The sequence below is a fragment of the Pseudaminobacter soli (ex Li et al. 2025) genome (assembly GCF_029892515.1).
GTDB classification, from domain to species: Bacteria; Pseudomonadota; Alphaproteobacteria; order Rhizobiales; family Rhizobiaceae; genus Pseudaminobacter; species Pseudaminobacter soli_A.
On the sequence record NZ_JARXVF010000001.1, the window covers coordinates 1734032 to 1747657 of the forward strand.

The 13626-nt window shown below is 64.9% G+C and carries 11 protein-coding genes; 5 read left to right on the forward strand and 6 right to left on the reverse strand.

Translation table 11 applies throughout. The features are described 5' to 3' along the window. Positions 1–34: 34 nt before the first annotated feature. Positions 35–1351, forward strand: a complete 1317-nt coding sequence (locus M2281_RS08310; RefSeq protein ID WP_280820587.1) for a nitrate/sulfonate/bicarbonate ABC transporter ATP-binding protein — start codon at positions 35–37, stop codon at positions 1349–1351. A gap of 147 nt (positions 1352–1498) precedes the next feature. Here the strand turns inward: M2281_RS08310 and M2281_RS08315 are convergent, their stop codons facing one another. From M2281_RS08315 to M2281_RS08340, 6 genes are all read right to left on the reverse strand, one after another. Then, positions 1499–2776, reverse strand: a complete 1278-nt coding sequence (locus M2281_RS08315; protein ID WP_280820588.1) for a cysteine desulfurase-like protein — start codon at positions 2774–2776, stop codon at positions 1499–1501. Between the two features lie 73 nt (positions 2777–2849). Further along, positions 2850–3527 (reverse strand): amino acid ABC transporter permease, encoded by a 678-nt coding sequence (locus tag M2281_RS08320; protein WP_280820589.1) that lies wholly within the window; start codon positions 3525–3527, stop codon positions 2850–2852. A 96-nt stretch (positions 3528–3623) separates the two neighbouring features. Further along, positions 3624–4415 (reverse strand): ABC transporter substrate-binding protein, encoded by a 792-nt coding sequence (locus M2281_RS08325; RefSeq protein WP_280820590.1) that lies wholly within the window; start codon positions 4413–4415, stop codon positions 3624–3626. A gap of 157 nt (positions 4416–4572) precedes the next feature. After that, a complete protein-coding gene (locus tag M2281_RS08330; RefSeq protein WP_280820591.1) occupies positions 4573–5712 on the reverse strand; it encodes an aminotransferase class V-fold PLP-dependent enzyme in 1140 nt (379 codons plus the stop codon). Positions 5713–6230: 518 nt separating this feature from the next. Next, on the reverse strand, positions 6231–6923 hold the full coding sequence (locus M2281_RS08335) for a GntR family transcriptional regulator (protein WP_280820592.1): 693 nt from the start codon (positions 6921–6923) through the stop codon (positions 6231–6233). 109 nt (positions 6924–7032) lie between these two features. Then, positions 7033–7749: a fumarylacetoacetate hydrolase family protein gene (locus tag M2281_RS08340; protein WP_280820593.1), complete on the reverse strand. Its 717-nt coding sequence runs from the start codon at positions 7747–7749 to the stop codon at positions 7033–7035. A 400-nt stretch (positions 7750–8149) separates the two neighbouring features. On the opposite strand from M2281_RS08340, the gene M2281_RS08345 reads away from it, so the two are divergent. The 4 genes from M2281_RS08345 (at position 8150) to M2281_RS08360 (ending at position 13505) form a co-directional block, all read left to right on the forward strand. Next, a complete protein-coding gene (locus tag M2281_RS08345) occupies positions 8150–9502 on the forward strand; it encodes an 8-oxoguanine deaminase (RefSeq protein ID WP_280820594.1) in 1353 nt (450 codons plus the stop codon). Positions 9503–9582: 80 nt separating this feature from the next. Continuing rightward, positions 9583–10926 carry a uracil-xanthine permease family protein gene (locus tag M2281_RS08350; RefSeq protein WP_280820595.1) on the forward strand — a complete coding sequence of 448 codons (1344 nt, stop codon included), beginning with the start codon at positions 9583–9585 and terminating at the stop codon, positions 10924–10926. A gap of 198 nt (positions 10927–11124) precedes the next feature. Then, positions 11125–12888 (forward strand): SulP family inorganic anion transporter, encoded by a 1764-nt coding sequence (locus tag M2281_RS08355; protein ID WP_280820596.1) that lies wholly within the window; start codon positions 11125–11127, stop codon positions 12886–12888. After that, on the forward strand, positions 12885–13505 hold the full coding sequence (locus M2281_RS08360; protein WP_280820597.1) for a ParB-like protein: 621 nt from the start codon (positions 12885–12887) through the stop codon (positions 13503–13505). The genes M2281_RS08355 and M2281_RS08360 overlap by 4 nt, the downstream gene beginning before the upstream one ends. Positions 13506–13626: the final 121 nt, after the last annotated feature.

The following is a 13626-nucleotide window of genomic DNA, read 5'->3' on the forward strand; positions in this document are numbered from 1 at the left end:
CGACACTATATCTATTTCGATCGGGAGACCGACAATGAATGAATTCGTTACCGCAACCGCCGCAAACGCCGTGCCGTTGGTCGAGGTCAAAAGCGTGTGTCAGAGCTACGACGAAGGCCAGTTCGTCGTGCTGGACGACGTCGCGTTGACCCTGAACGCGGGCGAGATCGTCGGCCTGCTCGGCCGCTCCGGCTCGGGCAAGTCGACACTGCTGCGGTCGATTGCCGGCCTGATCCAGCCGACCTCCGGTTCGATCACCTTCGAGGGCAAGCCCGTCGTCGGCACGCCGGACGGCATTTCCATGGTGTTCCAGAGCTTTGCGCTGTTTCCCTGGCTGACCGTGCTGCAAAATGTCGAGCTCGGGCTGGAAGCCCGCGGCATCGAGTCCGCCGAGCGCCGCAAGCGCGCGCTTGAAGCCATCGACCTGATCGGCCTCGACGGCTTCGAGAGCGCCTACCCCAAGGAGCTGTCGGGCGGCATGCGCCAGCGCGTGGGGCTTGCGCGGGCGCTGGTGGTGCACCCCAAGGTGCTCTTGATGGACGAGCCCTTCTCGGCGCTCGATGTGCTGACCGCCGAGACGCTGCGCACCGACCTGCTCGACCTCTGGTCGGAAGGCCGCATGCCCATCGAGTCGATCCTGATGGTCACGCACAATATCGAGGAAGCGGTGCTGATGTGCGACCGCGTGCTGATCTTCTCGTCCAATCCGGGGCGGGTGGCGGCCGAGATCCGCATCGACCTGCCGCAGCCGCGCGACCGCCTCGACCCCGCGTTCCGCGCGCTGGTGGAGGACATCTACGAGCGCATGACAGCCCGGAAGCCGGTGGCCGAGCCAGCGCATGCAGGCGTCGTCGAGGCCGACATCGACATGGTGCTGCCGCGCGTCTCGACCAACCTCCTGTCCGGCCTCATCGAAACCATTGCGGCCGAGCCCTATCGCGGCAAGGCCGACCTGCCGCCGCTGGCCGCCAGCCTGCAGCTCGAGATCGACGACCTGTTCCCGATCGCCGAATCCTTGCAGTTGCTCCACTTCGCCGAACTGGCGGAAGGCGACATCCAGCTCACCGAGGCGGGCATGCGCTTTGCCGAGGCCGAGGTGGACGAGCGCAAGGGGCTGTTCGCTGACCAGCTCGTCGCGCATGTGCCGCTTGCCGCGCATATGCGCCGGGTGCTGGACGAGCGGCCGAGCCACGAGGCGCCGGCCCGCCGCTTCCGCGAAGAGCTGGAAGAGCACATGTCCGAAGAAAACGCGGAATATACGCTGCGGGCGATAACCAGCTGGGCCCGCTATGCCGAGCTTTTCGCCTATGACGAGAAGACCGACATGTTCACGCTCGAGAACCCGAGCTGAGCAGTCCTCAGACACCCGACGAAGCGACCAAATAGAAGGGGCGCGACCATTTGCGGTCGCGCCCCTTCTCATATGCCGGGCGTGCCCCGACCCGGCAAACACCCGGAGCGAGACCGCTGTCCCGCTCCAGGCTTGTGTTTCTGAAGCTTAGGAATGGCGGGCGATCAGTTCCTTCAGCGCCTTCTCGAAACGGTGGATTTCTTCCATCGTGTTGTAGTGGACGAGCGAGAGGCGCACCGCGCCGCTGTCCATGCTGAGGCCGAGGCGGTTCATCAGGCGCGGCGCATACATGTGGCCGTCGCGGATGCCGATCTGCATCTCGGACATTTCCTCGGCGATCATCTGCGGCGACAGCTTGCCGATGTTGAAGCAGAAGGTCGGCACGCGCTCGTCGATGCGGGCCCCGTCGTCGACGCCATAGACAGTGGCGCCGCAATCCTTCAGCACGCGCAGCATCTCGCGGGCGAGGTACAGCTCATAGGCGCGGATCGCGCCCATGCCGGCGACGATGTTCTCGCGGCGCGAAAGGTTGTTGGACGGCGCGAAGTTGCGGCCGACCGATTCCAGGTACTTCACCGCCGCATCCATGCCGGCGACGTTTTCGTAGATGAAAGTGCCGGCCTCGACCTTGTAGGGCGGCTCGTCCGGGATAAAATCCTCGCGGAAGGTGGGCAGGCGCTTCAGCGTCTCGAAGCGGCCCCACAGGAAGCCCATGTGCGGCGAGAAGTTCTTGTAGCCCGAGCAGACGAGATAGTCGCAATCCCAGGCCTGGACGTCGATGAGGCCGTGCGGGCCGTAGTGCACGCAGTCGAGGAACACTTCGGCGCCGGCGGCGTGCGCGACCTTGGCCACCGAGGCGACATCGACGATCGAGCCGATCGAATGCGCCGTCACCGTGCAGGCGACGAGGCGAGTGCGCTCGCCCAGCAGCGGGCGCAGGTCGTCGACATGCAGGTTGCCGTCCTCGCGCATGCGCCACCACTTGAACTTGGCGCCCATCGATTCCAGCGCAAGCCAGGTGGCGATGTTGGCGTCGTGGTCCATGTCGGTGACGATGATTTCGTCGCGCTCTCCGAGCATCTGACCGATGCCGAGGCTGACCAGACGGATGAAGGACGTCGCGTTCATGCCGAAGCAGATTTCGGCCGGGCTATAGGCGTTGATGAGCAGCGCCACGCTCTCGCGCGCCTCGGCGACCGACTGGTCGACCTTAACGCTGCGGCCATAGCGGCCGCCGCGCTGGACGTTGTGGCCGACGAGGTGGTTCTGCACCGCTTCGAGAACGCTCTGCGGGATCTGGGCGCCGGCGGCGTTGTCGAAGAAGATGAAGTCGCCGGCCTTCTGCAGCGCCGGGAACATGGCGCGCACCTGGTCGACTGGGAACGACGCGGCGTCGGCGGGCTCGATGGGACGATGCTGGGTCATGGAAAAATGCTTTCTGAGGTCGAGTTGGGTCGTGCGGCGCGGGCGCCGCGGGGGTTCTGCATGGATTGAAGGATCAGCTTCTGCCGTAGGCGCGCTTGCTGCGTTCTTCGAGATGGCTGACGAGGCGGACCAGCGGCCACAGGAAGGCCAGGTAGATGATCGCCGCCCCGATGAGCGGGGTCGGGTTGGCCATCAGCGCCTGGGCGTCGGTGGCCTGCTTCAACAGGTCCGGCATGGCCACGACCGAGGCAAGTGCGGTGTCCTTGTAGACCGAGACGCAGTTGCTGGTGAGCGGCGGAACGACGATGCGCAGCGCCTGCGGCAGCACCACCTTGCGCAGCGCCAGCCAGAACGGCAGGCCGAGCGCTGCCGCCGCCTCGAACTGGCCGCGCGGGATGTTCTCGATGCCGGCGCGGCAGACTTCGGCGGTGAAGGCCGCGAGCACCATGGACAGCGCGATCGTCGCCGAGGCGAAGGACGACAGGCGGATGCCGACGAAGGGCAGCGCATAATAGATGAGGATCAGCACCACCAGGATGGGCAGGGCGCGGAAGACGTCGACATAGAAGACCGCCAGCGTCTTGAGCGGGCGCGGTCCGTAAAGACGCGCCAGGCAGACCAGCAGGCCGACAATGCAGCCGAAGAAGATGCTGGCGCAGCCGAGCATAATGGTGTTGCCGAGCCCGCGCAGCAGGATCGGGAAGGATCTGACCAGGATGTCCCAGTTGAAGAAGGTATTGATCAGTTCCATGGACCAGCCCGCCTAGAAAGAAACCCGCCGGTCGGCGAGTGCTAGAATGAAAAACCTGAAGCGCCGGCGCAACTGCACCGGCGCTTCTGGCTTGGTTTATTCCGCCTTCGGCAGCGGCATGACCTTGATGGTGCTGGTCTCGGGGTCGGCGTCGGCCTGGAACCACTTCTTGTGGATCTCGGCCAGGGTGCCGTCTTCCTTCATCGCCGTGATCGCGTCATTGGCCTTCTCGACCAGCGGATGGTCCTTCTTGGCCATCATGGCGAAGCGCTCGCCGGTCGGGATGCGGACGAGAACCTTCAGGCCCGGGATCTTGGTCATGGCATACTGGAAGCCAGCCAGCTCACCCGCACCGCCTTCGATGCGGCCGTTCTGCACCTCGAGCAGCAGGTCCTGCTGCGAAGCGTAGCTCTTGACCTCGGCAATGCCGAGCTTCTCGGCGTTTTCCTTGGCCCAGGCTTCGCCCGTGGTGGCGGCGACAACGCCGATGGTCTTGCCCTTCAGGTCGTCGAGCGAGGTGACGGTGGAACCTTCCTTGCCGACCACGGTGCCATCGCTGTCGTAGTAGGGCTGGGTGAAGGACTGGTTCTGCAGGCGCTCATTGGTGATCGAGATCGACGAGATGGCGAAATCGATGCGGCCCGAGCTGGTGCCGGCGAACAGAGCCTGGAAGCCCATGTCCTGGAACTCGACATCCATGCCGAGGCGCTTGCCGACTTCCTTGGCGACGTCGACTTCGTAGCCCTCGAAATCACCGACATCGGTCTTGTATTCCCACGGCGGATTGGCCGGATAGGCACCAACCGTGATCGTGTCGGCGAAGGTCGGCGCCATGAAGGCAAAGCCGGCCGCTACCACCATTCCCGTTAGACTCAAGCGCTTGAGCATTTTCACTCCCTCTATTTGGCCACACAACGTGGCGCCCTAAACTTCCACCTCTTCCAGCGTCGCGTTGCCCGGACGCCGCAGGCGGGGGTTGCCTGAATTCCTTCCCTGGAGCGAGATGACTTTTCCGTAAATCGCTATCTCGCTCTGAACATTTGTTTTATGACGCCCGCCGCTCGCGCCAGCCGATACGCCGCTCGAGGCCGCAAAACAGTGCTTCGACCGCATTGTCGCAAGTGACGGTGCCGGGCGACAGCCGGAGCGTCGAGCCGCGCGCATCGCTATAGAGCTTTTCGGTGCGCAGTTCCGAGACGAGGCGAGGCGCATCCACGCCTTCCGGCAGGGTGAGCATGACGCTGCCGCCGCGCTCGCGCTCGTCGATCGGCGAGGCCACCGCCCAGCCGTTTTCCAGCGCGCGCTCGATGATGCGCTCGGTGAGGACGAGGTTGTGTGCGCGGATGGCATCGATGCCGGTGCGCATGGCCCATTCCAGCCCCGGCAGCGAGGCGACGCTGGCAAGGATAGCCGGCGTGCCGTGGTCGAAGCGGCGCACGTCGGAAGCGTAGGTGAACTTGTCGAGGTCCCAGGAGAAGGGATTTTCCTGGCTGAACCAGCCGCGCAGCTCGGGCTCGCAAGCTGCGAGCAACTCGGGCCGCACGTGCAGGACACCCGCGCCGGAAGTTCCGCACAGCCATTTCAGCGAGGAAGAAACGACAAAATCCACGCCCGTTTCAGGCACGGTGAAGGGTGCCACGCCGACGCCCTGGGTGATGTCGACGCCGACAATCGAGCCCATGCGGCGGCCATGCTCGGCAAGGCGCGCGACGTCGCAGCGGTGCGAGGCGGTCGAAGTGACGAAAGTCAGCAGTGCTACGCCGACGTCCTCCCCCCAGCGGGCGATGACGTCCTCGTCGCGCACCCAGGTTTCGCCGGGGCGAAGCGGCACGGTGTCGAGCACGAAGCCGAAGCGCTCGGCAAGCTTTGCCAAAAGGAAATGCAGGCTGGGAAAACAATCGCCGGCAACGAGGAAGCGACGGCCCTTCAGCTGCGCTTCCGGCAAGGAGCCAACGAGGCTGTAGAGCGCGGTCGTGACGTTTTCGGCGGTCGTCAGCGAGCCGGCCGGCACGTCGATCAGCTTGCTCCAAGCGCCGATGAAGCGCTGGCGCGCGGCCATGGCTGCAGGCCACTGGCCATCGTCCTCAGCCGACCAGATCGCCGAGAAATCCGACAAGGCAGCCGCCATCGCCTCAGACTTGCCCGGAAAGGTGCCGATCGAGTGGTAAAGAAAATAGCCAGACAATGCTCACTCCCTGTCTTGTGATCATGTGATCATAAAATCTGATCCAGATCAACCAAGGCCGGGCGAACATTTTTTGGATGCCCCCAGCGGGCTGACAGTTATCCCGTTCCTGGATGTGAAAATTGGCGAGATTTGAGCAAGGCCGATGGCCCTATCACGCGGCGCTGCCTTGTCGCAGGAAGGCGTGCTAGTGTTTGACTGTGTGGGGCCGACAACGAGAGGCAGTGACTATCATTTGGACCGCTTTGGCCATGTCGGCGTCGAGGCATGGATTCCCGACACTCTCCGCTCGTTTCACTCGCTCACGAGGTCGGGAATGACGGAGTTGATCTCGTTCGGTGCGTAACTTTCGCCGTCGATAGGCCGTGAGGCGTCGGGTCCTTCAATTGATAAGTGGACCACGCCTTCCACTCCGTCGTCCTCGGGCCGGAGCACGAGCGAAGCGAAGTGCGGAGGTTCCGGGGACCCAGGCCTCGGACTCGCAGGTGGCAGTCCGGTCCAGGCTGCAGCCTAAGTGCTTACGGCACGTCCGGGCAGATGCCGCGCAATGTTTCCTGCGTGGCGCGGATGTCGGCCTCGACCTCGGCGCGGGCGCGGGCGAAATCGCGGTCCTTCAGCGCAATGATGATCGCCCTGTGGCGGCCGGAGGGCTCCATGACCCCGGCCTTCATCGACGGCGCGACATGATGTGACAAAAGCCGCATGTAGGGGCCGAAGCGCAGCCAAAGCGTCTCGATGAGCTGGAACAGCACATCCGAACCCGAGGCGCGGTAGATGATGAAATGGAACTGCTGGTTCTTGCTGATGAGGTCGTAGATGCTGTCATTGCGGCCGATGTCCTGCTGCTCGGCAACGATCTGCTCGAGCGCGGCGATGTCGGCAGCGGAGAGGCGCGGCGCGCCGAGTTCAGCGGCAAGGCCCTCGACAGCGACGCGCGCCTGGCAGAGATCGTCCAGCCGCGCCAGCGTGACCGGCGGCACGCAGGCCGAGCCGTTGGCCGCGATTTCCAGGGCGTTTTCGGCCGCCAGCCGGCGCAGCGCCTCGCGCACCGGCATGTTGCTGGTGCCGAAGGCTTCGGCGAGGGATGCGATGGTCAGCGTCTGCGCGGGATCGAAGCGGCCGATCATCAGCGCATGGCGCAGCTGTTGATAGACGCCGTCCTGCACCGTCATACGCGACGCCACCGGCTCAAATCCCACATCGACAGCCATGCTACCCTCTTTCCCGACACGCCTGACGGGGCGCAATCGCAGCCACCCGCGACTCCGCCGCATGTGATCATCTGATCACAGTTTCAGGCCATCGCCAAGCGGGTTGAAATCAGGCGGGATCGCCAATGGTGATATGGAGCGGGGGAAGGCCGGCGATTTCGCCAACCAGCCTGTTGCCCGGCCGAACCGCACCGACGCCGGCGGGCGTACCGGTGAAGATAAGATCGCCGGCACCCAGGCGGTAGAAGCGCGAGACGTGGGCGATGACGTCGCCCACCGGCCAGATCATCTCGGAGAGGTCGCCGTCCTGCTTGTTTGCGCCGTCGACCGACAGCGCAATGCGCCCCCGCCCCGGGTCGAATCCGGCGGCGTCCGCCTTGGCGGCAGACACCAGGCGCCCGGTCGGCGCGGACTCTTCGACATTCTTGGCGACATCCCAGGGCCGGCCGAGGTCCTTGGCGGCCGACTGCAGGTCGCGACGCGTCATGTCGAGCCCGACGCCATAGCCCCAGACCGTCTTCATGGCTTCGTCCGCATCCACCCGGAATGCCGGCGCGCCCAGCGCGACGACCAGCTCGACCTCGAAGTGATAGCTTTCGGTTTCCGGCGGATAGGCGATGCGGCAAGCGTCGGCGGGATCGGCATTCACCACCGTCTCGGCCCATTTGCTGAAGAAGAAGGGCGGCTCGCGGTCGGGGTCCTTGCCCATTTCACGGGCGTGGGCAGCATAGTTGCGCCCGATGCAGAACACCCGGCGCACCGGAAAATCGTCGCCGTCGACGGTCTTGAGCAAAGTCGCCGGCGCGGGTTCGAACGCTGTTGCCACGGTTTGTTCCTGCCTCTCGCGGCCCCTGCCGCTTTTGCCTCCGATTAAACTGCTTTGTTGAACAGTTCCAGCCATGCGGGGATTTCGAGACTGGCTTTGTCGACCACGCCGCGGCCGGCACATCCTCCTCATGAAAATAATTTGACAGAAAGGAAAATATCGGATTGCATCGACGGCGCTTGGCGATGCGTTGCGGGTTTCCGTGGCCGTCTCAGGCACGGGATCGGCAAGCTGATCGGCGGCCGGACCGGCAAGGCATAGCAGAGCAAGCCCGCTCAACCTTTTACAGTCGATGACGATCCGGAGTTCGCACCTCCAGGGACAGGGCTCATAGCGCGAAGGCGGCAAAGACCGCGCCTTCGGGACCGCTTGGGAACCAGACCTGGAAGGACGACGACGGATGACTGTAGACCTGCTTGTTCGCGATGCGCATGTTTATGTGGATCGCGGCTGGGAAGTGGCCGGCGGCTGGGTGGCCATCAAGGGCAACCGCGTGCACGCCATCGGCAAGGCCGGCGAGGAGCCGGAGGCCAAGCGCACCATCTCGGCCCGCGGCCGGCTGGTGACGCCGGGGCTGATCAACGCCCACCACCACATGTACCAGAACCTTACCCGCTCCTATGCGCCGGTGACCAACGGCACGCTGTTCGAGTGGCTGACCGGGCTCTATCCGCTCTGGGCCGATCTCGACGAAGAGTCGGTCTATCTCTCGACCTATATCGCCATGGCCGAGCTTCTGATGGGTGGCTGCACCACCTCGATGGACCACATGTATGTCCATCCCAAACCCTTTCTGATCGACGCGCAGTTCCGTGCCAGCACCGACATCGGCTTCCGCTTCTATGCCACGCGCGGCTCGATGACCCGTTCTGTGGAAGACGGCGGCCTGCCGCCGAAATCGGTTGTGCAGGACGAGGAGACGATCCTCGCCGACAGCGTGCGGTTGGTCGAAAAATACCACGACGCTTCCGCCGGCTCGATGACACGGTTGGCGCTGGCGCCCTGCTCGTTGTTCTCGGTCACCGAGCGCATCATGTCGGAATCGGCGCGGTTGGCGGAAAAGTATGACCTGCGGCTGCACACGCATCTGGCCGAGGACCCGCAGGAGGACGTTTACTGCGCCGAGGTCTATGGCTGCACCCCGACCGAATATTTCGAGCGCGTCGGCTGGGCGAGCAAGCGCTCCTGGGTGGCGCATTACATCTATCCCTCGGATGAAGAGATCGGCCGGCTGGCCCATGCGGGCGTCTGCACCGCGCAGTGCCCATGCTCCAACATGCTGATCGGCGGGGGTGCTGCCGACGCCATGGGCCTGCGGGCGCGCGGCATGCCGGTGGGGCTGGGCTGCGACGGTTCAGCCTCGACAGACCACGCCTCGATGTGGCTGGAGGCGCGCACCGCGCTGCTGCTCGGCCGCTTCCGCAACGGCCCCAACTCGATGTCGGCGCGCGATGCGCTCGACATCGCCACGCGCGGCGGCGCGGCCTGCCTTGGCTGGGAGGATGAGATCGGCCATCTGCGGCCCGGCGCCTGCGCCGACCTGGTCATCTGGGAAATGTCCGACATCGCGCTTGCCGGCGCTCATACCGACCCCGTCGAAGCCTGGCTGCGCTGCGGTCCGGCGACCGCCGGCACCACCATCGTCAACGGCAAGGTGCTGGTCGAGAACAGCCGGCCGACCATGGCCGGACTGAACGACGTGCTGCGCGAACACGCCACGCACGCCCGCCGCATCCAGCGACTGGCTGCCTGACAGCTTGCCGGCCACGGGCCGGCAAGAACCAAAACTACAATAACCAAACCGCACGTCTGCTTCTGGGAGGAGGAAGTATCATGGCCGGTCTGATGGACGTCCCATTGCAGGGACACCACGATCACGTCTCACAAATCAGCACCATGGGGGATGTCGAGGAGATCATCCCCGCCAAGCGAAGGGTAGCGCTGGGCCTGCAACAGGCCCTCATCTCCAACGCCTGGCTCGACCCGATCTTCATCGCGGCGGTGGCGGGGTTCTCGGCCTCGCTGGCGACCAATCTGGTGACGGCGACGTTCCTTGCCGCCGGCGTCGTCACGGTGGTGCAGAGCACCAAGCTGGTGCGCCTGCCGGTGGTGCAGGGGCCGTCCTCGGCCTTCTCGCCGCTGGCGATCGGCTACTACAAGGCCGGCACCATCTCGGCGGCCAGCCTGGGGCTGATCATCGGCGCAATGCTGGTGTTCCTCGCTGCCGTTGGCGGCCAGCTGGCGCGCCTGCGCCGGCTGCTGTCGCCTGCCGTTTCGGGCACCATCATAACGCTCGTGGGGATCGCGCTGGCGGGCTTCACCTTCCAGGAATTCTTCGGCGGGCCAGGTATGCCAACCTATGGCACCGGCTCCAGCCTGCTGCTTGCCTGCGTGACCACCTCTGCGGTGCTGACCTGCTCGGCGCTCGGCGGCAATCTGCGAATGTTCGGCTTCTTGATAGCACTTGTCATCGGCGATGCGCTGGCGCTGACGCTCGGCCTTCTGGATTTCTCCAGCGTGGGCGACGCGCCCTGGATCGCCTTCCCGAAGCTCCTGCCCTATGGCGCGCTGCAGTTCGACGCCGGCATCACGATCACCATGTGCATCGTCTTCCTCGTCGCCGTCGTGGAGGCGATGGGCATGTATGAGGCGACCGCCAGGCTGACCGGCGTCGAGCTCACCGACCGCCGCGTCAATATGGGCATCGCCGGCGAGGCGGGCGGCTCGATGCTGGCCGCACTCATCGGCGGCTTCGGCACGACCGCCTATGCGCAGAACCTCGGCGTGGTGAAGATGACTGGCGTCGCCAGCCGCCATGTGGTGCGGGTGGCCGGCATCATCTTTATCGTGCTCGCCTTCCTGCCCAAGGTGGCGGCGGTGCTGGTGGCTACCCCGGCTTCCGTCGTCGGCGGCCTGTTCCTGCCGGCCGCGGCAACCGTGATCATGACCGGCATCCAGCTCGCGAGCCAGGAGCGCGGCTCGGCGGTGAAGAACCTCGTCGCGCCGCTCGGCCTGATGGCCGGCCTCGGCATCCCGGCGCTGGCGAGCTCCTTCGCCGACAGCCTGCCGGCAATCGTCGCCGAGATGGCCGGACACTCCATCGTGGTCGGCGCGGTGGTGGTGATGCTGGCCGAGATCATCCTGGTGCGACTGCCGGATAGGCTCGCAACGCGCTGAATTGGGCTCTCGTGGCCGAGGCGGGGATCGTTTGTTCCCGCCTCGGAGGCCCGCGTCCAGATTGTGAGGTTGCCGGCGACGCAACCGCCGGCGCTGTCGCGCGTTGAAGCGCTGTTCGGAACCGATTACGCTGACAATTCCGCATTCTAGTATTTGGTCGGCGAAGGGATTGCGGGTTCCGCTCGGGATGCAGCGCGCATGGCACAAGGTGACGTCAAGAACGGTACCGGATCGCCAAACGGCAGCCCCAGACTATTGTTTGCCGCCATGCGCGGATGGAGCTGGGGAGATTTCGGCAGCGACGCCATAGCCGGGCTGACGCTCGCCGCGATCGCCATTCCCGAGCAGATGGCGACCGCGCGCCTCGGCAATTTCTCGCCCGAGCTTGGCTTTTTGGCCTTCATCGCCGGCGCCGTGGCTTTTGCCATTTTCGGGGCCAGTCGCTACCTGTCGGCAGGCGGGGACTCGACGATCACGCCAATTTTTGCCGGCGGATTGGCACTGGTCGCGGCCTCGGCGTCGCCGCACTACGTGGCCCTTGCCGCAGCACTTGCACTGCTGGTGGGGCTTACCGTCTGCCTTGCCGGCATATTCCGCCTGGGATGGGTGGCCGATCTTTTGTCCGTGCCTGTCACCGCCGGCTTTCTCGCCGGTATTTCGGTCCACATCGTCATCTCGCAATTGCCCGACCTGCTCGGCCTGCCGCCGGGCAGCGGCAGCGTCTTCCAGCGCGTCGCCGCCATCTGGGCCGAGTGGCCGCAGATCAATATTCCAAGCCTGGTGCTGGGGCTCGGCGTCTTCCTGCTGGTGATCATATGCGAGCGGATCAGCCCGCGCATTCCCGGCGCGCTGATCGCAATTGCGCTCGCGACGCTTGCGGTGGTGGCCTTCGGCCTCGAGCAGCACGGCGTCAAGGTTCTTGGCCCCCTGCCCGGCATGCACCCGGGCTTTGCCTTCAACACGCTGGTGCCGGACGACCTCAGGACGCTCGTCCCGCTGGCTCTGCTTATTTCGGTGGTGATCATGGTGCAGACCGCGGCCACAACCCGCTCCTTCCCGCCGTCGGGCGACGAGAGCCCGGACGTCAACCGCGACTTCGTCGGTGTCGGCGCCGGTAATCTGCTCGCCGGCCTGGTCGGGGCGTACCCCGTCGACGCCAGCCCGCCGCGCACGGCGATCGTGGCCGCCACGGGCGGGCGCTCGCAAGTGGGCGGCCTGGTTGCCGCGGCGATCGTGCTGGTGCTTGCGCTGTTCGGCGGAACCTTGCTCACTCACGTGCCGCAAGCCGCGCTTGCGGGCATCCTGCTGTTCGTCGCCATGCGCATCCTGCGCTGGACGACCTTTGCCCAAACGCTGCGCGAGGCGCGCGGCGAGTTCGCCCTGATCGTCATCACCGCCCTGGCGATCATTGCCCTGCCGATTGAAGTCGGCGTCGCCATCGGCATCGGCCTGTCGCTGCTCTACGGCTTGTGGGGCATGGCACAGGCGAGCGCCATCGAGCTCGAAAGGGTGCCCGGCACCTCGATCTGGTGGCCGCCGGCCGACAAGCTGAAGGGTGAGCGCGTGCCGGGCGTGCTGGTGGTCGGCTTCCAGGCTCCGCTTTCCTTCGTCAATGCCGAGAAGTTCAAGCAGGGTTTTCGCGCACTGGTGGACGCGCGCGCGGGCGAGTTGAAGCATGTGGTGCTGGAGGCAAGCAGCATCATCGCCATCGACTACACCGCCGCCGGCGTGCTCCAGGACATGATCGGCTACTGCCGACAGCAAGGCGCCACGTTCTCCATCGCCCGGCTGGAATCGGTCAGGGCACAAGCGGCCCTTGAGCGCTTTGGCATCGCCAGTGACCTAGGCCCCGACAACATTTTCCGCAGCGTGGAAAACGCCATCGACACGCTGTCCAGTCAGCCATCCCCCTCCCCGCCAACGCACGCTCCGACAGGGCAAAAAAAGGAGTCTTCGTCATGACAGTCGAGATGAAACCTATGGTGACGCCCGTCCCGGTGGAGGAGCTGCGTCCGACACAGATGACCGTCGGCTATCGGGAAGTGGAATTGAAGCGTCGTGAGATACGCAACCTGACTGACAAGAAGGCCGGCTCATTCCTTGGCCACCACTTCATTCCAGCCGTGGTTGGCCCCAAGGGACGCTACCACATCGTCGACCACCACCACCTCGCCCGCGCGCTCCATGAAGAGGGCATCAAGGACATTTTGATAACGGTGATCGCCGATCTGTCCGCGCTCAAGAAGGAGCCCTTCATGGTCTTCATGGACAACCGGGCCTGGCTGCATACCTTCGATGCAGCGGGCAAAAAGCGAGACTACTCGGACCTGCCCAAAATGGTGAAGGACCTGGCCGACGATCCCTATCGCAGCCTCGCGGGCGAGGTGCGGCGGCAGGGCGGCTATGCCAAGAACAACGTGCCTTTCAGCGAGTTCATGTGGGCCGACTATTTCCGGCACATCATTCCGGCCAGTGAGGCCGAGCACGATTTCGACAAGGCCATGAAACAGGCGCTCAAGCTCGCCAAAGCCGAGGAGGCCAACTTCCTGCCCGGCTGGTGCGGACCGCAAGAGGACTAGGGCTGGTGTTGAGGCCCGCCTGGGGTCGAGGCGGGCTCTCTAAACTCTTGTTTTAGCGCATGATCTTTTCCGAAAAGTCTGCAACTTTTCGCTGCGCGGACCTTCGGTTCGGGATCATGCC

Bases quoted from the DNA above. Each gene is read 5' to 3' on its own strand.
- M2281_RS08345 (WP_280820594.1), top strand. From the start codon at position 8,150: ATGACTGTAGACCTGCTTGTTCGCGATGCGCATGTTTATGTGGATCGC.
- M2281_RS08335 (WP_280820592.1), bottom strand. From the start codon at position 6,923: ATGGCTGTCGATGTGGGATTTGAGCCGGTGGCGTCGCGTATGACGGTG.
- M2281_RS08320 (WP_280820589.1), bottom strand. From the start codon at position 3,527: ATGGAACTGATCAATACCTTCTTCAACTGGGACATCCTGGTCAGATCC.
- M2281_RS08350 (WP_280820595.1), top strand. From the start codon at position 9,583: ATGGCCGGTCTGATGGACGTCCCATTGCAGGGACACCACGATCACGTC.
- M2281_RS08315 (WP_280820588.1), bottom strand. From the start codon at position 2,776: ATGACCCAGCATCGTCCCATCGAGCCCGCCGACGCCGCGTCGTTCCCA.
- M2281_RS08310 (WP_280820587.1), top strand. From the start codon at position 35: ATGAATGAATTCGTTACCGCAACCGCCGCAAACGCCGTGCCGTTGGTC.
- M2281_RS08355 (WP_280820596.1), top strand. From the start codon at position 11,125: ATGGCACAAGGTGACGTCAAGAACGGTACCGGATCGCCAAACGGCAGC.
- M2281_RS08325 (WP_280820590.1), bottom strand. From the start codon at position 4,415: ATGCTCAAGCGCTTGAGTCTAACGGGAATGGTGGTAGCGGCCGGCTTT.
- M2281_RS08360 (WP_280820597.1), top strand. From the start codon at position 12,885: ATGACAGTCGAGATGAAACCTATGGTGACGCCCGTCCCGGTGGAGGAG.